Annotated in this window: 24 protein-coding genes; 13 read left to right on the top strand and 11 right to left on the bottom strand. The window is 43.2% G+C overall.

All coding sequences use genetic code 11. The features are described 5' to 3' along the window. Positions 1 to 60: 60 nt before the first annotated feature. From aroE to NSQ26_RS02560, 3 genes are all read right to left on the bottom strand, one after another. Complete coding sequence (gene aroE / locus NSQ26_RS02570) at positions 61 to 891, bottom strand: shikimate dehydrogenase (protein ID WP_499719039.1); 831 nt, start codon at positions 889 to 891, stop codon at positions 61 to 63. A gap of 89 nt (positions 892 to 980) precedes the next feature. Further along, the gene (gene yqeH / locus NSQ26_RS02565) at positions 981 to 2,096 is read right to left on the bottom strand and encodes a ribosome biogenesis GTPase YqeH (protein WP_499719038.1); all 1,116 of its coding nucleotides are present in this window, start codon (positions 2,094 to 2,096) and stop codon (positions 981 to 983) included. Then, the gene (locus tag NSQ26_RS02560) at positions 2,093 to 2,614 is read right to left on the bottom strand and encodes a YqeG family HAD IIIA-type phosphatase (protein ID WP_090775996.1); all 522 of its coding nucleotides are present in this window, start codon (positions 2,612 to 2,614) and stop codon (positions 2,093 to 2,095) included. The genes yqeH and NSQ26_RS02560 overlap by 4 nt, the downstream gene beginning before the upstream one ends. 455 nt (positions 2,615 to 3,069) lie before the next feature. Here NSQ26_RS02560 and NSQ26_RS02555 point away from each other — a divergent pair, with 455 nt between their 5' ends. Beyond that, positions 3,070 to 3,210, top strand: coding sequence for a sporulation histidine kinase inhibitor Sda (locus tag NSQ26_RS02555; protein ID WP_090775841.1), 141 nt, complete (start codon positions 3,070 to 3,072; stop codon positions 3,208 to 3,210). A gap of 31 nt (positions 3,211 to 3,241) precedes the next feature. Here NSQ26_RS02555 and NSQ26_RS02550 read toward each other — a convergent pair whose 3' ends face one another. Beyond that, a complete protein-coding gene (locus NSQ26_RS02550) occupies positions 3,242 to 3,388 on the bottom strand; it encodes a hypothetical protein (protein WP_499719037.1) in 147 nt (48 codons plus the stop codon). A 402-nt stretch (positions 3,389 to 3,790) separates the two neighbouring features. Between NSQ26_RS02550 and NSQ26_RS02545 the strand changes: the two genes are divergently transcribed. Genes NSQ26_RS02545 through mnhG form a run of 7 tightly spaced genes read left to right on the top strand, consistent with a single transcriptional unit; the run spans position 3,791 to position 9,549 of the window. Beyond that, positions 3,791 to 6,187 carry a Na+/H+ antiporter subunit A gene (locus NSQ26_RS02545; protein WP_499719036.1) on the top strand — a complete coding sequence of 799 codons (2,397 nt, stop codon included), beginning with the start codon at positions 3,791 to 3,793 and terminating at the stop codon, positions 6,185 to 6,187. Then, complete coding sequence (locus NSQ26_RS02540) at positions 6,184 to 6,618, top strand: MnhB domain-containing protein (RefSeq protein ID WP_090775839.1); 435 nt, start codon at positions 6,184 to 6,186, stop codon at positions 6,616 to 6,618. The genes NSQ26_RS02545 and NSQ26_RS02540 overlap by 4 nt, the downstream gene beginning before the upstream one ends. After that, positions 6,618 to 6,956, top strand: a complete 339-nt coding sequence (locus NSQ26_RS02535) for a Na(+)/H(+) antiporter subunit C (protein ID WP_090775838.1) — start codon at positions 6,618 to 6,620, stop codon at positions 6,954 to 6,956. Before NSQ26_RS02540 ends, NSQ26_RS02535 begins: the two co-directional genes overlap by 1 nt. Then, positions 6,949 to 8,436 (top strand): Na+/H+ antiporter subunit D, encoded by a 1,488-nt coding sequence (locus NSQ26_RS02530; protein WP_499719035.1) that lies wholly within the window; start codon positions 6,949 to 6,951, stop codon positions 8,434 to 8,436. Before NSQ26_RS02535 ends, NSQ26_RS02530 begins: the two co-directional genes overlap by 8 nt. A 1-nt stretch (position 8,437) precedes the next feature. Continuing rightward, positions 8,438 to 8,923 (top strand): Na+/H+ antiporter subunit E, encoded by a 486-nt coding sequence (locus NSQ26_RS02525; RefSeq protein WP_090775836.1) that lies wholly within the window; start codon positions 8,438 to 8,440, stop codon positions 8,921 to 8,923. Continuing rightward, positions 8,916 to 9,191 (top strand): Na(+)/H(+) antiporter subunit F1, encoded by a 276-nt coding sequence (locus NSQ26_RS02520; RefSeq protein WP_499719034.1) that lies wholly within the window; start codon positions 8,916 to 8,918, stop codon positions 9,189 to 9,191. Before NSQ26_RS02525 ends, NSQ26_RS02520 begins: the two co-directional genes overlap by 8 nt. After that, the gene (mnhG, locus tag NSQ26_RS02515) at positions 9,184 to 9,549 is read left to right on the top strand and encodes a monovalent cation/H(+) antiporter subunit G (protein WP_367576292.1); all 366 of its coding nucleotides are present in this window, start codon (positions 9,184 to 9,186) and stop codon (positions 9,547 to 9,549) included. Before NSQ26_RS02520 ends, mnhG begins: the two co-directional genes overlap by 8 nt. Positions 9,550 to 9,785: 236 nt before the next feature. On the opposite strand, the gene NSQ26_RS02510 is transcribed toward mnhG, so the two are convergent. Further along, positions 9,786 to 10,562 carry a phosphatidylserine decarboxylase gene (locus NSQ26_RS02510; RefSeq protein ID WP_499719033.1) on the bottom strand — a complete coding sequence of 259 codons (777 nt, stop codon included), beginning with the start codon at positions 10,560 to 10,562 and terminating at the stop codon, positions 9,786 to 9,788. Positions 10,563 to 10,701: 139 nt separating this feature from the next. Between NSQ26_RS02510 and pssA the strand changes: the two genes are divergently transcribed. The 3 genes from pssA to sigK all read left to right on the top strand — a co-directional run bounded on the left by pssA (position 10,702) and on the right by sigK (position 12,671). Then, the gene (pssA, locus tag NSQ26_RS02505) at positions 10,702 to 11,241 is read left to right on the top strand and encodes a CDP-diacylglycerol--serine O-phosphatidyltransferase (protein ID WP_090775631.1); all 540 of its coding nucleotides are present in this window, start codon (positions 10,702 to 10,704) and stop codon (positions 11,239 to 11,241) included. Between the two features lie 228 nt (positions 11,242 to 11,469). Continuing rightward, positions 11,470 to 11,745 carry a non-specific DNA-binding protein Hbs gene (gene hbs / locus NSQ26_RS02500; protein ID WP_090775632.1) on the top strand — a complete coding sequence of 92 codons (276 nt, stop codon included), beginning with the start codon at positions 11,470 to 11,472 and terminating at the stop codon, positions 11,743 to 11,745. Between the two features lie 191 nt (positions 11,746 to 11,936). Further along, positions 11,937 to 12,671, top strand: coding sequence for an RNA polymerase sporulation sigma factor SigK (gene sigK / locus NSQ26_RS02495; protein ID WP_090775633.1), 735 nt, complete (start codon positions 11,937 to 11,939; stop codon positions 12,669 to 12,671). A 37-nt stretch (positions 12,672 to 12,708) separates the two neighbouring features. On the opposite strand, the gene NSQ26_RS02490 is transcribed toward sigK, so the two are convergent. Beyond that, on the bottom strand, positions 12,709 to 14,853 hold the full coding sequence (locus tag NSQ26_RS02490; RefSeq protein WP_499719032.1) for a heavy metal translocating P-type ATPase: 2,145 nt from the start codon (positions 14,851 to 14,853) through the stop codon (positions 12,709 to 12,711). Beyond that, positions 14,846 to 15,226, bottom strand: a complete 381-nt coding sequence (locus tag NSQ26_RS02485) for an ArsR/SmtB family transcription factor (protein WP_090775635.1) — start codon at positions 15,224 to 15,226, stop codon at positions 14,846 to 14,848. The genes NSQ26_RS02490 and NSQ26_RS02485 overlap by 8 nt, the downstream gene beginning before the upstream one ends. A gap of 164 nt (positions 15,227 to 15,390) precedes the next feature. On the opposite strand from NSQ26_RS02485, the gene lplA reads away from it, so the two are divergent. Then, positions 15,391 to 16,383: a lipoate--protein ligase gene (gene lplA / locus NSQ26_RS02480; RefSeq protein ID WP_499719031.1), complete on the top strand. Its 993-nt coding sequence runs from the start codon at positions 15,391 to 15,393 to the stop codon at positions 16,381 to 16,383. 30 nt (positions 16,384 to 16,413) lie between these two features. After that, on the top strand, positions 16,414 to 17,055 hold the full coding sequence (locus NSQ26_RS02475) for an NUDIX hydrolase (RefSeq protein ID WP_499719030.1): 642 nt from the start codon (positions 16,414 to 16,416) through the stop codon (positions 17,053 to 17,055). Here the strand turns inward: NSQ26_RS02475 and NSQ26_RS02470 are convergent. From NSQ26_RS02470 to NSQ26_RS02455, 4 genes are all read right to left on the bottom strand, one after another. Further along, on the bottom strand, positions 17,012 to 18,502 hold the full coding sequence (locus NSQ26_RS02470; RefSeq protein WP_499719029.1) for an MDR family MFS transporter: 1,491 nt from the start codon (positions 18,500 to 18,502) through the stop codon (positions 17,012 to 17,014). The genes NSQ26_RS02475 and NSQ26_RS02470 overlap by 44 nt on opposite strands. A gap of 79 nt (positions 18,503 to 18,581) precedes the next feature. Then, positions 18,582 to 18,812 carry a YrhC family protein gene (locus NSQ26_RS02465; protein ID WP_499719028.1) on the bottom strand — a complete coding sequence of 77 codons (231 nt, stop codon included), beginning with the start codon at positions 18,810 to 18,812 and terminating at the stop codon, positions 18,582 to 18,584. A 108-nt stretch (positions 18,813 to 18,920) separates the two neighbouring features. Then, positions 18,921 to 19,616, bottom strand: coding sequence for a 5'-methylthioadenosine/S-adenosylhomocysteine nucleosidase (gene mtnN / locus NSQ26_RS02460; RefSeq protein ID WP_499719027.1), 696 nt, complete (start codon positions 19,614 to 19,616; stop codon positions 18,921 to 18,923). A 29-nt stretch (positions 19,617 to 19,645) separates the two neighbouring features. Further along, a complete protein-coding gene (locus NSQ26_RS02455; RefSeq protein WP_090775641.1) occupies positions 19,646 to 20,260 on the bottom strand; it encodes a DUF1510 family protein in 615 nt (204 codons plus the stop codon). Positions 20,261 to 20,301 lie beyond the last annotated feature (41 nt).

Genomic DNA, 20,301 nt, shown 5'->3' with positions numbered 1-20,301 from the left:
AATGAATTCAGTCGCCAACAGGCAAATTTTCAAACGTTCACCTCTGGAAACACCCTTTATTCACTTCGTTAATTTTAATACTGTCTCAGTCATTGGCACACGATCAGGCCATCGCTGTGTCCAATAATAAATAGACAGCGCGGCTTGCTCGACAAACATGCCAATACCTGGACTTGTTTTGTTCCCACGTGCTTTAGCTGTTTTTATTAATGCTGTCTCAATCGGATGATAAATGATTTCACTCACAAACGTATGCTGAGCCAACGTCTCAAGAGATAATGGGATTTCTCTCACATGGGGGGTCATCCCAACTGAAGTCGTCTGAATCAACACATCATAAGGAGATAAATCCTCTTCGACTTGTAAGAGTGGTGCTGCTTTAACTGGCCACTGCGGAAAATGAGCAACAAGCTGTTGTGCACGTGTAAGCGTACGATTGGCGACCGTCACGTAACCGACACCATGCTTACATAACGCATACACGATCGCCCTCGCTGCACCGCCCGCGCCAATGACAAGCACATTTGCACAAGCGAGTTTTCTTGCATCGACATGTGCCAGTAAAGCGGTCATATAACCTGTCCCATCAGTATTCTTTCCAATCAAACGATGACCACAGCGTACAATCGTATTGACTGCCCCAATCGCGTGCGCATCTTCATCAAGCTCGTCAAGGTATGGCAGAACAGCCACTTTGTGAGGTAAGGTCACATTTAGTCCATCTATATTTCCCGCTCGTACCTTATGCAACATTGCTTTTAGTTGCACAGGGGGCACATCCATTGCTTCATACGTCGCATCTAAATGTAACGACTGATATGCAGCAGCATGCATTTGCGGACTTAAACTATGGCTAACTGGGTGACCAATGAGACCATATTTTCGCTCCATGAAAGTCACCTCGTGTTCCGTAATACAGCATTCAGTCGCCAGAAGTCTTTTCTTACTCTGACCTCTGGCCCCTGACTTCCGACTTCTGGCTATGCGTGCATCGACATTCTTACAGAAACGCCAATACCGGCGGGTGCGTACGCTTCAATTGCAACACCATCACTTTGTACCGTCACCCAGCCTAATCCAGCATATACGACATCCACGCGTCCTGCTTGCAGTCGAAAAACATGTCGTTCCAGCGCGGGCAACGTCTCCTGCGGAGTAGGAGGACTAAGTAACGTCCCAATATGTTGTTCAAAAAGCGCATCTGCATTCGACAACTTTGTACGATGAATTGGAACACTATTTGCTGCGTACACAATAAACGAAGCAGGCGCACCTTTTTTAAAATCCAGTCGTGCAAGACCGCCAAGAAACAACGTTTGCTCTTCTTGCAACTGGTATACACGTGGTTTCAATTCTTTTTTTGGCGTAACAGCCTTTAAACTTTCTGGAGACAAAAGATGTGCCATTTGATGGCGATTAATTAATCCAGGTGTATCAACGAGCATACGCTCATCTTCTAATGGAATTTCAATAAATTGTAACGTCGTTCCGGGAAAATGAGACGTCGTTACAAGTGGCGGGTGGGCATCTTTGGCACTACGTGACAAAATGTCATTAATAAAAGAGGACTTACCTACATTTGTACAACCAACGACATACACATCTCTCCCACGACGATACGTATCAATGTGCGCACAGACGTCTTCTACATTTTCACCTGTCTCCGCGCTCATGAGTAAGACATCAACTGGTTTTAATCCAAAGTCAGCAGCCATTTTCTTAAGCCAGTGACGGACTTTTCCACGATTCGTTGATTTCGGTAACAAATCCACCTTATTTGCAACAAGCAAAACTTGATTGCGACCAACAAATCGCTGTAACCCCGTAATCCAGCTTCCGTGTACATCAAATACATCAATCACTTTTACAATAAGCGCATGCTTGTCGTATAACGTTTGAAACAGTTCGGAAAAATCATCATCCGACATTTGTACAGGCTGCATTTCATTGTAATGTGTCAACCGATAACAACGTCTACATACAACAACATCGCGCGCGCATGCTACTTTTGGCGCATAGCCTAGCTGTTGTGGGTCATCTGTTTGGATTGCGATCCCACAACCAGAACAATGCAAGCTTGTTGTCTTCTCTGTCATGACTTGTCCTCCCAAGTAATATACCCTTTTCTCCTCATCCATTTTAACACAATTCGCTCCATCCGCCGGTTCATCCTTGTCATCCATCCATCCGTTTTGACGACCGGCACAACAAGAATTGTATGTAGGCCGGCTCGGTTTCCACCTAATACATCCGTAAACATTTGGTCACCTACAACAACGGCTTCCTCGGGACGAACCGCCATTTGCTTACACGCTTGCTGAAATGCACGCTTGAGCGGTTTTCTTGCATTATAAATAAATCTTACTTTCTCTGGATCGCAAAAATCCTTTACACGTTTTTCATGATTATTTGACACAACCATAATTTGGAAACCAGCTTTTTTCAGAGCCCCAAACCACTCACAAACTTCAACCGTTGCTGTCGGGTAGTCCCACGCGACCAATGTGTTATCTAAATCTGTAATTACTGCTTTTACACCGCGCTCACTTAGTTCTGCCACATCAATCTCATAGATGTTCTTCACATATTGATCCGGTAGTAAATGTTTCAACATCATATAAAACCTCTTTTCTTATGTACATGACGAACCGATGTCTCTAAACTTCTGCAAAAGAACTTATCAAACACTCACTATACCGTTAAAAACACATTTTATCAATCAAGAGAATTCATCCGATATGTGTCGAACTAAAAAAACTTTCCGACAAAACCAGACACCACTTCCAACTGTGGATAACGTTGTCCACGAAATAAATCCTTTTATGTCAATAAAAATGAGTACACATTCACACAATGCCCACAAGCTATCCACATAGTTATGTGGATAGCTAGAACGATTGTTCCAGTTCTACAAACGTGCTACACTGTGCTTAGTAAATGATTTGTCCCTTTCACAAGCATTCAAACGTTATCTTATCTCAATTGTGCACATGAAACAGCAATTGATCTAATACCCATCACTATATTTTCGCGAGGAGGTGAACCTGTCGCTCTTAACGACGGGACCTAATGCACACGCTATCAGACGAACTCTTGATCGAGACATACCATAAAGCAATTGAATTAGAACTTCAACAAGATTTTATTGATTTAATCCACGATGAGCTCCATCGTCGCTCTCTCATTGATCGTATTAAGCTGTCTTCATAACCCTACCCTCAATTGATATAAAAAAGGACCGTTACAGGTCCTTTTTCTGTTGTTCGCCCGTATCTTGTGGAAACCATTTAATATATTCACGCGGCAAAAAGCGGTTTGGATCATTTTTTTTTATAGAAATTCCGGAACGATCTGGTCCACGTGTATACGTTTCACCTAAGCTATCCAACCACCATCCACTTACACACAAAATCATGAACACAGCTATACAAATGAGTACTTTAGGTTTTAATCGAATAAGCCATCACCCTTTCTAGCGAACAGCAGTCAGCCACCGGAGACACAAATTTTATGTTCAGTATTTCCTCTCTCAACCGCTTATATTCTATATTTGAACTTCCGACCTTCGACTTCTGTTATCATAGGTTTGACATTTTAGGGCACAACTTATACTGACACCTTTTTAATTTTTTTTTTGCTAAAATCACCTCGTTTGTACATATTAATAAGTCTGTTTTTGAGCAGCGTTACACGTATCTCAGGGGGTGCACGTCTGCTTCATTTACGTTATAATGACGAAGATCCCCTCATTTGACGATCAACGGGACATCTATAAAAAAGGAGGCAGGACATGTCTAGTGTTCATTTAGCTATTCTCGCTCCATTTATCGTGGCGGCTATCATCCCTATGATTTACCCATACACGAAAAAATTACATACAGGCTGGTTTGTTTTATTCGTTCCAGCTTCATTGTTTATTTTCTTTATCTCATTTCTACCGATGACGACAAGCGGGGAAACCATGTTATTGACCCTCCCTTGGGTACCGTCACTAGGCATTCACTTTAACTTATATGTTGATGGGCTCAGCTTACTATTTGCCTTATTGATTACCGGTATCGGTACGCTTGTCGTTTTTTACTCGATTTACTATTTAAATAAAAAATCAGAGCGGCTCCATCATTTTTACATTTACCTCCTGCTATTTATGGGTGCGATGCTTGGTGTCGTATTATCCGACAATTTGATCACGCTTTATATTTTTTGGGAACTCACAAGCCTTGCCTCGGCGCTCTTAATTAGTTATTGGTTCCACCGAAAAGAATCCATCTATGGTGCGCAAAAATCGATGCTAATTACTGTGTTTGGCGGGTTTGCCATGCTTGCTGGCTTCTGTTTGCTTTATGCCATTACAGGCACTTTCAGTGTACGTGAAATCATCGACCAGTTAGATGTGGTCGTCTCCAGTCCACTTTTCATTGCGACAATGCTTTTAATTTTGCTCGGTGCTTTCACAAAATCAGCGCAGTTCCCATTCCATATTTGGTTGCCAGATGCGATGGCTGCGCCGACACCTGTTAGCGCCTACTTACACTCTGCCACAATGGTGAAAGCCGGCATTTATCTCGTTGCCCGCCTGACGCCTATTTATGGTGGGTCCCCTGAATGGTTTTGGATTTTAACCATTTTCGGGTTGCTCACCTTAACTTGGGGATCGATTTCCGCTGTGAGACAAAAAGATTTAAAAGGGATTCTTGCCTACTCTACCGTCAGTCAGCTTGGACTCGTCATGTGTTTATTAGGCGTTGGTTCTGCCCCACTTCTCGATCCTGAATTTTCTATTGCCGTGATCACAACCGCTGTCTTCCACTTAATTTCACATGCAACGTTTAAAGGAAGCTTATTTATGACAGCAGGGATCATCGACCATGAAACAGGCACACGTGATATTCGTAAACTCGGTGGGTTAATGGCGATCATGCCGATCACATTTACGATTTCCGCTGTTGGACTCGCTGCCATGGCTGGTTTACCACCGTTTAATGGCTTTATTTCTAAAGAGATGTTCTTTACAAGTATGATAAAAGCAACCGAGCGCAGCTTTTTTGGATTAGGAGACGTTGGCCTCTTGTTGCCAATCATTGCTTGGATCGCAAGTATTTTCACCTTTTTATACTGTGCAGTTATGTTCTTTAAAACGTTTACCGGACAATTTGAACCATCATCGTTTAAAAAGCCGGTTCACGAAGCACCGCTTGGGCTACTCATTAGTCCACTCATTCTCGGATCGCTTGTGATTATTTTTGGGTTATTCCCGAACGTACTCGCGAACACCATTGTAAAACCAACCGTTGAGAGTGTGCTCCCTACGCTTCCACCTGGGCAAATTAGTGTGATGTTAAGTCTCTGGCATGGCGTGAATACTGAACTAATGATGACGATTGGTGTTGTTTGTCTTGGAAGTGTGCTGTTTATTTTCATGAAGAAATGGCAAAACCTAGCGCTCTACAAACGAGACCGTGATCCACTCCATTGGTTTTATGATCAAGGGTTAATAGGGTTAACGGCGACATCACAAGCCATTACACGAACACAAATGACTGGGCGTCTTCGTGACTATTTCGCTTACATGATCATCTTTATCTTGGCATTGCTCGCGTGGACGTTCTCCTATACAAATGCGTGGTCTTTCCGCATCGATCATATGACTGACATTCCATGGTTTATGTATATCGCTGCATTGATTTTCATTGCTGCGACCATCGCCTTACCGTTTATTAAACAGCGCCTCACACTCATCATCTTTGCCGGGATTATTGGCTATATGATGGCCCTATTTTTTGCGCTTTTCCGGGCACCAGATTTAGTATTGACCCAGCTCCTTGTTGAAACCGTCACAGTTGTGTTACTCGTACTCGCCTTTAGGCATCTACCAGAGATCACAAAGGAAATTCGCTCAAAGAAAACAAAAGTTTTTCACATCGCCATTTCCGCAGCTGTCGGTCTCTTTGTCACTGTCATTGCCATTAGTGCGTACTCGTTTGGGACAGAAATTGGACTACGCTCAATTTCCGATTACTATATTGAAAATGTATACGAGCTTGGCGGCGGTACAAATATGGTCAATGTCATTTTAGTTGACTTCCGTGGTCTGGATACCATGCTTGAAGTACTCGTTCTCGGCATTGTCGCACTTGCAGTGATTATGCTTGTCAAACATCGCTTTAAGGGAGGAGAAGACGTATGAAGTTTTCACGATCACACGACATATTACAACGAACATTTATTACAATTGTGATCTACTTCCTGCTCGCATTTGCACTGTATTTGTTCTTTGCAGGTCATAACAACCCTGGCGGCGGCTTTATCGGCGGATTAATGGCAGCATGTGCCTTTATTCTCGTCTACGTTGTTTTAGACAAAAAACAAGCGACGGCGGTGTTGCGCATCTCCTTCGTCCCGGTCATTGCCATCGGGTTATTGCTGACGATTGTCGTCGGTTTCATCGGTGTCATCTTTGGAAAAGCGTATTTAGAACATTTTTTTGATTACTTCCATTTCCCTTTATTTGGGAAAACAGAACTGACGACGGCGTTACCCTTTGACCTTGGCATCTTTCTCGTCGTCATTGCCGTCACCATGGTCATCACATTAACAATTGCGGAGGATGATCAGTAATGGAATTATTAGTATTTGTGATGATCGGTGTCCTCTTCGCAGTTGGCACCTACCTTTTACTCAGTCGTAGCATTTTACGTATCATCGTTGCACTCATGATCTTCTCTCATGGCGCGCATTTACTCATTCTTACCATGGCTGGACTCGGGGGGAAAAACCCACCTTTATACCACCTTGGTGACGGAGACTTTATGGATCCACTACCACAAGCATTAATTTTAACAGCGATTGTTATCGGCTTCGGGATTACAGCTTTCCTCGTTGTCCTTGGCTACAGAACGTATAAAGTACACAAAACGGATGATCTTGAAAAATTGAGGGGATCTGCTGATGAATAACTTACTCATACTACCAGTCATACTCCCCTTTGCGGTAGGGGCTTTGTTAATTCTCTTTGCAAAATATGGGCGCCTTCAGCGCATCATTAGTAGTATCGCCGTCATTTCTCTGCTATGTGTTTCCGTCTACTTAGCCTATCGTTCCTATATAGACGGGACACAAACATTGGAATTAGGCAATTGGCAAGCACCTTTTGGCATTGTCTTTGTCGGTGACTTATTTTCAACCTTTATGGTTGTCCTTTCTTCCATCGTCGGTGTCGTTTGCTTATTCTTTGCCTTCTGCACACTTGACCGAAGAAGAGAACGCTTTTACTTCTATCCGTTCTACTTTTTCTTGCTTACTGGCGTAAATGGTGCTTTTTTAACAGGAGACTTATTTAACCTCTTCGTATTCTTTGAAGTCATGCTCCTATCGTCTTATGCTCTAATCGCTTTTGGTGGCACCGGTTATCAACTACGTGAGGGATTTAAATACACTGTCATTAACGTATTTGCCTCTGCACTCTTCCTCGTTGGTGTCGCTTATTTATACGGCATCACGGGCACATTAAATATGGCAGATCTTGCTGTTCGTATTGGAGAAATCGGTCAAACCGGCACACTGCAAGTTGTCGCGATGATTTTCTTTATTGTCTTTGCAATGAAAGGCGCCCTCTTCCCCCTTTACTTCTGGTTGCCAAACTCTTATTACGGACCACCAGCAGCAATTGCAGCATTATGTGGGGGGTTACTAACAAAAGTTGGAATTTATGCGATCATCCGCTCTTTTACGTTAATCTTTACAAACGACACGGGTTTCACACACACACTATTGCTATGGATTGCTGGACTGACGATGTTCTTTGGGATTTTAGGTGCGGTTGCTCAATTCGACTTCAAGCGAATTCTCCCTTACAACATCATTAGTCATGTCGGGTATATTATTATGGGACTCGGTTTGTACACGCGTATTGCCCTTGCTGGTGCCGTGTTTTACATCGCCCACCATATCATTGTCAAATCATCACTGTTCCTATTCGAAGGCGCGACAAAGAAAGTGACCGGAACAAGCGATTTAAGGCAAATGGGTGGCTTACTAAAAACGCATCCATGGCTGGCATGGCTGTTCCTCATTTCCGCTTTATCATTAGCTGGTATTCCACCATTTAGTGGCTTTTTCAGCAAACTTCCGTTAATACGCGAAAGCTTAACGATCGGAAACTACTGGATTGCCGCTGTCGCTTTAGTCGTTGGCATTTTAACGTTGATTTCAATGATGAGGATTTTCTCACATGTCTTTTGGGGAGAACAAAAACATACAGAAGAACAAGCAGCCATCTCACTCAAAAAACCGTTGCTTGCGATTGTGCCGTTAGTTATATTAACCATCATTCTTGGATTGGGAGCCGAACCGGTCTTCTTGTATTCACTAGAAATTGCCGACCAGCTCCTAGATCCAACCACTTACATTGATGCGGTATTAGGGGAGGCGAAATAGCATGATGTTTCAATTAGCAGTAAACTTCACGATTGCCTTCTTATGGATATTGTTTCAAAATAGCTTAACAATGGCAGACTTCATTGTCGGCTATGCAATTGGTATGGTCGTTGTCCTCGTCCTCGTCCATTTTCAAGATGGGTACTTTTACATGCATCGTGTATGGTCATTGATCAAACTGATGGGTGTTTTCTTAAGAGAATTGACGTTAGCAAACATTGACGTAATGAAAATCCTGTTACGGAAAAACATGAATATCTCCCCCGGCATCATTGCTGTGCCGACAGAATTAAAAACGAATAGCGAAAAAGCCTTATTCGCACTTTTAATGACACTCACACCTGGCACGTTGTCCATTGAGTTTTCTAAAGATGGCACCCAAATTTTTATTCATGCATTACAAGCTGAAAATCCTGAAGACGTGGTCGCTCAAGTGAAGCGAACATTTGAGGCGAGCATATTGGAGGTGACCCGCCGCCATGTTTAATACATGTTTATCGGTCGCGCTAATCATTTTAGGAATCGCCGCGCTCCTCTGTCTCGTTCGCGCGGTCATTGGACCGACCGTATATGATCGGATCGTCGCCTTAGATACATTAGGATTGTTATTAATTAGCTTCATTGGCATTCTCATGATGCTACACGATACAGTCGCTTATACCGAAGTCTTACTTGTTATCGGCATTCTTGCTTTTGTTGGTTCTGTTGCAATGGCAAAGTTTCTTGAGAGGGGCGATTTATTTGACAGTGATTGAATGGGTTATTATTGTTTTGGTCATTGTAGGTTCCTTATTCGGTCTATTGACAGCCGTTGGCATCATTCGCTTTCCTGATGTGTATTCTCGCCTACATGCAACCGGAAAAAACGCTACTTTTGGTGTCATGATGATTATGACAGCGACGTTCTTACATTTTCTTATCCATCACGGACAATTTATTGGGAAAGTATTGCTCACCATTTTGTTTGTTTTTATGACGGTGCCTATTTCGGCACTTGAAATCTCGCGCTCTGCTTACCGCACCGGCATCCCCCTTCATCCGTCTTCTACACGTGATGAAATGGCACCTTACTATGCGACAAAGCGAAAGAAACAACAGCAGTCATCTGAGTGAACAGTGAACCTCAAAATCGGTGAGGCTCCATGCCTGGGAACAGACGAACCATATGAAAAGCACCTCTCCTTACGGTATTGCGGTTGTTCCATCCGCATCACTGCAAGGGTGAGGTGCTTTTCGTTTTTCAACTATGGGATGTACATCCATCTGGATCAGCACTATGTCATTACATCTACCAAAATAGGACTGTTTTTAAAGATCACAATGATCTTTAAAAACAGTCCTGATGCCTTTTACAACAACTCCCCAATCACTTCCCCCATTCTCACCTCGTCCCCATTTTTTACTTTTATATCGACTGTTCCGTGCTCATAAATCAAAACGACCGTCGAACCAAATGAAAAATAAGCAACTTCTTCTCCTTTCTTCCATATGTCACTTTTATTCGTTCGGATAATACTGTTGACATTTGTCGCGCCAACATTTACAAGTGCCATCTTTTTTTGAGATGGTAACAATAGTTCGAGCACTTGTCGGTAGTTTTTTGATAACGCCTGTTTGCCGTATTTGAGCCCTAATTCGTTCACGGGGTACGAACGCCCGCCAAGCACTCGTTCACATACACATGTCGCATCAACCGGACTATGGATACGGTGATAGTGGCTCGGGCTTAAATATAAGACAACGTATTGTCCCTTTTCATATTGGCTCGCCACATCTTTCCCTCCAAGGAGTTCTTCAGCTGCGTACTGTTTTCCCTTCACTTGAAAACACATCTCAGGCGTCATTTCACCTGCCTCCACGCAAACCCCATCGACAGGAGCAACCATTTCATTCTCACCTAAAGCGATCGGCCTTGCACCTTTTTTTAATTCTCGAATAAAAAAGTGATGGAGACTGTCAAAGTCATCTATTGGCGCTTTTGCTTCAGATACGTCAACTTGATATGTACGACAATACCACGGGATCAAACCTTTACTCATACGTGACTGCGAAAATTTTTTTAACAATGCGCTTGCTACTTTGTGATTATGTAGTTCAATACACGCACGAAATAATTGTTTTTTCATGAAATCCTCCAACGGCATCCTTGTATATTTACTTCCAAAATAAATTGATACGCGATATATTCTTCGACTCCTCATTGTTTTATGATATAATATACGTTCAAGAAGGGGATCGACCTTCTAGAGAAGAGGTGAACAACATATGTTTTTGCTCGAACAACTTTCCATCACAACAAAAAAGATAAAAACACAACTTGCAAACATCGCCACGCTGGCCAATTTAGGTGCAGGCGTCACGGCTATCCTTCTGACATTGCAAGGAAATACGAACGCAGGACTTTTATTTATTATTATTGCTGCCATGCTCGATCGTTTAGATGGCTATCTTGCCAGAAAATTAAACATTACCTCTGAACTTGGAAAACAATTGGATTCTTTAAGCGACCTTGTCTCATTTGGCGTCGCACCTGCTGTTCTCATCTTTCAACTAAGTTTAACGGAAATTGGTTTTATCGGTGGGGTGGCCGTTGTTCTCTTTATCACTTGTGGTGCACTACGCCTCGCCCGATTTAATATTACTGAATCGCAAAATGAATTCATCGGGCTACCCATTACTGCTGCTGGCTGCTTACTCGTTTTCTTTTCATTATTTCATGGCAACATTGGCGCACCCATGTATACCGTGCTCATGATTTCATTGGCTGGGCTCATGATTAGTAACATCAGAATTAAAAAAGCATAAGCTTGGGAAGTCCTCTTCCAGTGTACCAAATTTTTCATCATAAGAGGAGGCTTCCAAGCCAAAAACAAAAAAAATCCTACTCTTTTTCTCTTAACCCTTGACATCACAAGCATTCCTAAGTAAATTAAGGACAGGCATCACGTCTCTCCTTGTCCTTGTGACATTTGCAAGCCATGTACTTAAGTAAGAACGAACGCCATTCTATAATAAGAAAAGGAGTTTTTCAAAATGAACAAAACAGATTTGATTAATGCAGTTGCAGAAGAAACAGATATCGCAAAGAAGGATGCCTCAAAAGCTGTTGACGCAGTTTTCGAGAAAATTACATCTGCACTTGTAGAAGGTGAAAAAGTACAACTTGTTGGTTTTGGCAGCTTTGAAGTCCGCGAACGCGCTGCTCGTAAAGGTCGTAACCCACAAACAGGTGAGGAAATTGAAATTGCAGCAACAAAAAATCCTGCATTCAAACCAGGTAAGCAATTAAAAGACGCTGTCAACGGCTAATTCCCCACCCGTGTTTTATATACGCTTGTAGGATTCATCCGTACAAGCGACCTTAAAAAACCACTTCTCACATGCAGAAGTGGTTTTTTACGATTTCATCCCAACTACTTTTTAATGAATTGACATCGTACAGACACACCAGCCCAATTCAGTGCATACATTAAAACAACGCATGGGAGGGGGAATGTGCGATGTCTAGCATCCTTGCAGCTATGACGTACTTTATAAAAGAAATTGTTGTTTTTGTTTCTTATGTTAAAAATAACGCCTTTCCACAGCCATTAAATAAATCAGAAGAAAAAAAATGCCTTGAATTAATGGCCGAAGGAGATATTGAAGCACGGAATCGTTTAATTGAACACAACCTCCGTCTCGTAGCACATATTGTCAAAAAGTTCGAAAATACACGTGAAGACACAGAAGACCTTATTTCGATTGGTACGATTGGTCTGATTAAAGCAATTGAAAGTTATTCCGCCGGGAAAGGCACCAAACTTGCCACGTATGCAGCACGATGCATTGAAAATGAAATCCTTATGCATTTAAGATCATTAAAAAAAGTTAGGCGCGATGTTTCTTTACAAGATCCTATTGGTACGGATAAAGAAGGCAATATCATTTCTCTTATTGATGTCATTCAAGAGGAATCTGATGACATTGCTGATATTATCCAAAAAGAGATGGAGAAGAAACAACTACATGAATATATCCATATTTTAGACGCACGTGAGCAAGAAGTGATAATGAGTCGGTTCGGTTTACAAACGGATAAAGAAAAGACACAACGGGAGATTGCAAAAAAATTGAACATCTCGCGTAGTTACGTCTCAAGGATTGAGAAACGTGCATTAATGAAATTGTTCCATGAGTTTTACAAACAAAGCCGGGGGCATTTACATCCTCAAAAAAGAAGTCGGGAAGAATGAACGCCCCCAGCTACTGCGGGATTTTTGTCATAGGCAGTTAATCTTTCACCTTAAGCAATCGTAAGCTATTTAAAATGACGAGTAACGTCGCGCCAACATCAGATAAAATTGCAACCCAAAGTGTGAGCCAACCTGGGATCACAAGCAATAAAGCGAACAATTTTAAGCCGAGCGCAAAAGAAATATTTTGTTTAATAATCGCTAAAGCCCGTCGACTTAGTTTCATCGCGTACGGTAACTTTTTTAAGTCATCTGACATCAGTGCGACATCGGCTGTTTCGAGTGCGGTGTCGACACCCGCGCCACCCATCGCAACGCCGACCGTTGCAGCTGCCAATGCTGGTGCATCATTTACCCCATCGCCCACCATGGCAACTTTTCCGTGCTCCTCGCGGTACGACTTTACTGCATCAAGTTTATCTTCTGGCATGAGCGAGGCGCGTACTTCTGTGATCCCAACCATTTGCGCAAGCGCCTGTGCTGTCGTCTCATGATCACCTGTTAACATGACCGTTTTCTTTACCCCAAGTTGTTGTAACTTCGAGACGACGTGCTTGCTTTCTTCACGTACTTGGTCAGCAATTGCCAGCACGGCGATCAAGTCGCGATCTGTCCCAAATACAATTACACTTTTTCCTTGACGTTGAAAGGTGGTAATTTCAGCTTGTAATGACGCGTTCTCCACTTCCTTTAAACGTGACTGAAAAAATGCCGGACGACACGCGTAATATGTGATACCATCAATCACACCGCAAATCCCTTTCCCAGTCATGGAAGAAAAATCGTCCACTTCCAACTGTTGAAAAGCAATCCCTTCCGCAGAGATCTGCTTTAACACCGCAGATGCGAGCGGATGCTGTGAACGGCTCTCAAGCGCCGCCAGACAAGCAAGTGCTTCTACCCGATCGAACACCCCATGCATACGTACATCGGTCACAGCAGGCACGCCAGCTGTCAATGTGCCCGTCTTATCAAATGCGACGACTTTCATGGAGCCGAGCGCTTCTAAATACGCACCGCCTTTAATGAGCACACCGTGTTTTGCGGCGTTGCCAATCGCAGTCACAATGGCAACTGGTGTGGAAATGACAAGCGCACATGGACAACCTACAACGAGCACCGCTAACCCTTGATACACCCACGCTGACCAAGAGGCACCAAATAACAATGGTGGGATGATCATTACAAGTAATGCGACAATGATAATTGCCGGCGTGTAATATTTAGCAAACCGATCGACAAACGCTTGTGCTGGCGCGCGCGCTGCTTGCGCTTCTTCAACGAGTTTAATGACTTTCGCAATCGTTGTATCGGCCACATGTTTTGTAACCTCGATCTCTAACCAGCCCTCTTCATTCAACGTCCCTGCATACACTTGGTCTGTCACTTTCTTCTCAACTGGCAAGGATTCACCTGTAATGGCGGCCTGATTCACTGTCGAATGCCCCGTTACAACCGTCCCATCTAATGCAATTTTCTCACCTGGTTTCACAATCATCATTTCACCAATTGTGACATCCTCTACTTTTACACTCACCTCGTGACCATCACGTTTCACTGTGGCAGTCTTCGGTGTCTTTCCCATTAACGAACGAATGGACTGTCGGGCGCGATCCATCGAAAATCGTTCCAACGTCTCACCAACCGCAAACAACACAACGATAATTGCTCCTTCAACCCATTCACCGAGAATAGCGGCACCAATGACTGCAATCGTCATTAACGTCTTCATATCAAAGCGGGCGTGCAGAAGATTACTAAATCCTGTTATAAACAGTGTATAGCCACCAATAATCATCGCAAGTGCAAACGGCAAAATTGTAAAAAGCCAATGCGCACCTGTGTAGAAAGTCAGGATCAATCCAGCAACCACAAGAAACGACGCCATGAGAATATGTCCATACCTTTCTATTAATGAGGTGCTTTTCACATCTTCTGCGGCATGACCAGCTTCTTCGTCTACTTTAACAACGAGCTTTTCAAAAGCGCCTGCCTTTTCTAATGCGGCTATCGTGGTTGTGCCATAAACCGTAATCTTTTCAGCCGTAAAGTTTACTTTAGCGTCTTGCACCCCGTCTAGCCGTTTCACATTTTTTTCAAACGTTTCAGCACATCCAGGACAACTAAAGCCTTTCACACGGTAAATTTCTTTTTTGTCTTCACGCGCGAGTGATTCACCCATGACCCGACATCTCCTTACTATGGATATTGGCAATATGAACCAAGTCTTTTACATGGTCGTCTTGTAAAGAATAAAACACGAGTTTCCCCTCTTTGCGACTCTTTGCGATGCCTAACAAGCGTAAATGCCGCAAGTGATGCGAGGCTGTCGCCGTTGTTGCACCAATGATTGTGGCAATGTCGCACACGCATAGTTCCTTTTCTTGTAACAAGCAATAAGCAATTTTCAAGCGTGTCTCATCTGCTAATGCTTTAAATATATTTGCGACTGGCGCAAGATCCTCTTTTGCTACTAATAAGGAAACACGTCTCACTTTTTCTTCGTCATAGCAAAATGTTTCACACACTTCTTTCGTTTGCTTCTTTGTTGTCATCCGCCACCCACCTCAATCAAATGATTATTTGATTATTAGTTTATACATAGGCTACCCTTTTGTCAATATGTTATTCAAATAAATATTTGAGTGTGCTTCACTCGACCTTTCTCCTTAAAGACGGTATACTTTAGTTGATGAATCACACGAAAGGAGCCACTCACATGAAGTTTATTGACAATGAACAAATTACTGATCCACGTATTAATCTTGCCATTGAGGAGTGGGCATTGAAACATTTGAACGAGGATGAAACATACTTACTGTTTTACATTAATGAGCCTTCGATTATTATTGGCAAAAATCAAAATACGTTTGAAGAAATTAACTTAGATTATATAAAGGAAAATGCCATTCATGTCGTGAGGCGACTATCCGGTGGTGGCGCAGTCTATCATGACCTCGGCAACTTAAACTTTAGCTTTATTACAAAAGATGATGGCGCATCTTTTAACGATTTCCAAAAATTTACTGAGCCCGTCGTCCGTGCACTTGCGGAACTTGGCGTTGATGCAAAGCTGACTGGACGTAACGACATTCAAGTTGGGGAGCGAAAAATTTCTGGTAATGCACAGTTTACAACGAAAGGACGGATGTTTTCACACGGGACACTGTTATTCAATTCAGAAATCGAACATGTTGTGTCGGCATTGAACGTGAAAGATGAAAAAATTCGTTCCAAAGGGATTAAATCGATCCGCAGTCGTGTTGCTAACATCGCCGAGTTTTTAGCTGAACCTATGTCGATGACAGACTTCAAAGCACATCTACTCAAACACATTTTTCATACAAACGAAACCATCCCAACATACAAACTGTCGCAACAAGATTGGACAGACATTCACTCGTTATCTGAAGCACGCTATAAAAATTGGGATTGGAATTTCGGCAAGTCCCCCGCGTTTGATATCCAACGCGCCAAGCGTTTCCCCATTGGCACAATTGATGTGCGCTTAAATGTACGTAAAGGAGTCATTACATCTTGTAAAATTTATGGTGATTTCTTCGGGACGCAAGATGTTGCCGAGCTTGCAGATGTGCTTATTGGCACACGGTATGCGTTTGAACCTTTACAACAAGTGCTCGCTCCTGTCGATTTACAAGGCTACTTTGGCACTATTGACGCTGATGATTTTCTCCAGCTTCTCTATGCGTAACAGAATACTTCGTTGAAAGGAAGATGCCTTTTGCCTACAATTGACCAAATCGAACGGCTGTTTACAGCACACCCAGCCCCATCATCTCCACCTGCTAAACAAGCGGCAGTTATTTTGCCGCTTGTCACTATTGGTGGACAGACGCATGTACTGTTTCAGACGCGCGCACATACATTGAAAAAACAACCTGGGGAAACATGCTTTCCCGGCGGGCACGTAGAACCATTTGACAATACCCTCGCGCACGCTGCGATTCGCGAATGTACTGAAGAGCTAGGGCTTGCACAAACAGATATTACCATGATCGCACCGTTGCCAAAAGTTGAAGCCCCTCATCAACAGCTTGTCATCCATCCATACTTAGCAAACATTCGTGATGTTCACCAGATCACCATCGATCCAAGTGAAGTCGCCGATTGGTTCACGATCCCACTCGCCTACTTATTGACGAATCCACCACAGATTGGACACTTCAATGTAACGGTCGAACCAGCTGAAGATTTCCCAATCGAAAAAATTGCAAATCAAGGGGGGTACATCCGTCGTACCTACATGTTACAAGAGTTTTTCTACACATATAAAGGTCGAACCGTTTGGGGATTGACAGCACGAATCTTACAGCAATTCCTTAGTCATTTGCAGCAGGAGATGACGTCTTCTGATCACCTTTAGGGACAAATATGTTTACAATGAAAATGCACACTGCAAATATGGCAATCGCAATGAAAACGGCTGACAACCCACTAGAAAGACTATTTGCAATCAGTGTCTTCTCTGCCTCAGGGAGCACTGATTGTTGATTCAGCAGTTGATTCACTTTCTCAAGCGATGGCTGTTCAGTAAATGATGTTTGCAGTCGTGACAACTCGGTCGCTAAACGCGCATTTAACAGACCACCTAAAAAAGAAACACCCATGACCCCACCTAGCTGACGCGTGAACATTAGCATCGCTGTCGCCTCACCACGTACATTCCAAGCGACACTGGACTGGAGAGACACAATATACGTCATCGAGCAAAAGCCCATTCCGACACCAATAATTAAAGACGCACACGCAGCGAGCCACACTTGTTCTGTCACATGCAACAATACATATAAACTCGCACCTATTAATAACGCCACAGCCCCAATTGCTGCTGTTTTTTTGAACCCCGTTTTTAACATCATCTTTCCGGCAACAACGGCAGACGTCGACCAACCGACAGAAAGCGTCGTAAGTGACAGCCCTGCAATGAGCGGAGACACTTGCAATACCCCTTGCATATATGTAGGCAAAAAGCTCGAGATGCTTAAAATGATTGCCCCAATAAATAAACTGCCGACATTGATCGTCCATACCGTCCGCCGACGCCAAAGTGGCAACGTCATCATTGGATGTGTCGTGCGCAGCTCATGTTTAATGAACAAAAACAAACTGAACGCACTAACGATTAACAACAACCAAATAAAGATAGACGTTTGTAAAAATGATTGTTCCTGCACAAGGACGAGCATGAGTGTCATCGTTGCCACAAGTAACAACGCAGCCCCTTTGTAATCAATCGGTTGCTTCTCTTTTGGAACAGACTCCTTTAAAAAGAGGATAATTCCAACGACTGAGATCAACCCTATTGGCACATTTAACCAAAAAACCCAGGACCAATGTACGTACGTAATTAGCAACGCACCTAAAAAAGGGGCTGTCACCGCCGCAATTGCCCACACACTAGACAAATAGCCTTGAATACGCGAACGTTCTTCCTTCGTATATATGTCACCAACGATTGTCGTCGCAATTGGTTGCACCGCCCCCGCGCCTAAACCTTGTATACAACGAAAAACAATGAGCCAGGCCATTGACGGTGCAAAGCCGCACAGGACAGATCCGATTAAGAATATTAACACACCAATGGTAAAAATACGTTTTCTTCCATAAATGTCCGCGAGTTTACCATAAATTGGAATGGTGACAACTTGCATTAGTAAATAAGCTGAAAACACCCAGCTAAACAATGAAAATTGACCAAGGTCACCAACAATTTGTGGCATAATGGTTGCCACAATCGTTGCCTCCACCGCAGCCATAAACATTGCAAGTAATATGGCTGCTAGTACAAATGGGCGTTTTGTTCCTCTCATTTTTACGCCCCCTCTTCTTGTGACATCTTTCCCTCATTGAGAAAAAGCCATGCAAATGCACGGCTTTTTCTCATCATACTTACTCATTCATTTGCTCACGTGCCCGCTTTGCTCGCACAGATAACCAACAAAATATAGCTGCAACCATAAATGTGACAATCACAATGAGAACATACATCGGCTGTGCTTTCACATCTATTCGGTAGCCTGGTGGCAATAAAAAGCCTAGCGTCAAAAATAGCCCTAATGATAGAAATAAACAACTAAACCGATGATAGTCTTGCTGTGCTGCCTCCAATTGTTTCTCCATCTGCTCGTCCTCCTAAGATATAGGACATCTTTATTCTTTATCTACAAAAGTGTCTTCTTTTGTATCTTAACAAATATGATAGATGACGTGAGAAGAGAAATTTTGGTATTATGCCGCCAAAGCACGCAACATGTGTAACACTTGTTGCGCTGAGTGATCTGCAGCCTTCTTTAAAAAGGTTTCATAAGATCCGTGTGCCTCGCCCCCAGCTACATCTGACAACGCCCGAATAATGACAAACGGTGTTTCAAATTGATGACACACTTGGGCAATTGCCCCTGCTTCCATTTCGACACAATAAGCCGTTGGAAATTGCCCTTTCACTTGCTGCACACGTGTGGCTTCTCCCATAAAAGAATCACCCGTCAGCACAAGACCTGTCTCCGTTCGGATGCCCACTTCTTGCGCTGCTTGCTTTGCAATATCAATGAGCTTCTTTGCAGGCATGTAGGCAGGCACAGAGCCGGGGACTTGTCCATATTCATAGCCAAATACCGTTGCATCAACGTCATGATAACGCACTTCTGTTGAGATGACAATGTCACCAACAGCCATAGCTTCATGCACTCCCCCAGCAACCCCTGTATTCACAACGTAATCTGGACGATAGCGGTCGTTTAAAAGCGCTGTCGCCATCGCCGCATTCGCTTTACCGATCCCACAAAGAGTGAGCACAACCTCCACACCTTCAATTTTACCTAATGTAAACGTACAATGAGCGACTGTTTCTACAACTGGTTCGACCATTTTCCCCCGCAATTCATTAACTTCTTCTTCCATTGCACCAATAATACCAACCCGCACGTTATCTCCTCACTTTTCCAACTCTTGTTTTATCGGTATGGGTTGCTTGTCATTTGCTCGACCGATGTCACTTCCCAACCAACACCGTCTACCCACTTTAATTGTACTTCTTGTGGTGTATCATGACTGCCAGCAGCACTAATCACAGCACGCGCTGCAGATGAACCACCATTTTCTAAACGCCATAAGATCGCACCATTGACTCCATCGCGTAAATTCGTACCTAAATAAACGGCTTCTTCCATTTCATTCCAATTCTGACTACCCATAGTAAAATCGTTTGGTGTTGGATTTTCTTGCGCTGTTTCCACTTGCTTTTCTTCTGAGGTCGTTTCTTCTTCCTCTTCTTTTTCTTCCTCTGTCTCTTCAGATTCAGAAGGTTTCTCTTTTTCTTCTTCCTCTTCTGCACGCGCGTCTACATTCGCAGATGCTTGCTTGTCCTCGTCTTTACCATCTTCAACAAGCGCTGGCCCATTGTTTTCTTTTTCTGGTTCATTGTTGCTCGCCTGTTGCGTATTTGAAGACATCCAATGCGTCACAAGCGTCACACCTAATACGACGATTAGAACACTGACAACTGCGATTGCAATATTTAACAACCGATTAATCCGTCTACTTTTCCGGTTCTCATATCGCTTGCTCATATGCTCACACTCCTTTAACCATCTACAAACACACGTTGCGC

The sequence above is a fragment of the Bacillus sp. FSL W7-1360 genome, assembly GCF_038592975.1.
Taxonomy (GTDB): domain Bacteria; phylum Bacillota; class Bacilli; order Bacillales; family Bacillaceae_D; genus Shouchella; species Shouchella lonarensis.
This window is presented reverse-complemented; position numbering and strand designations above follow the sequence as displayed.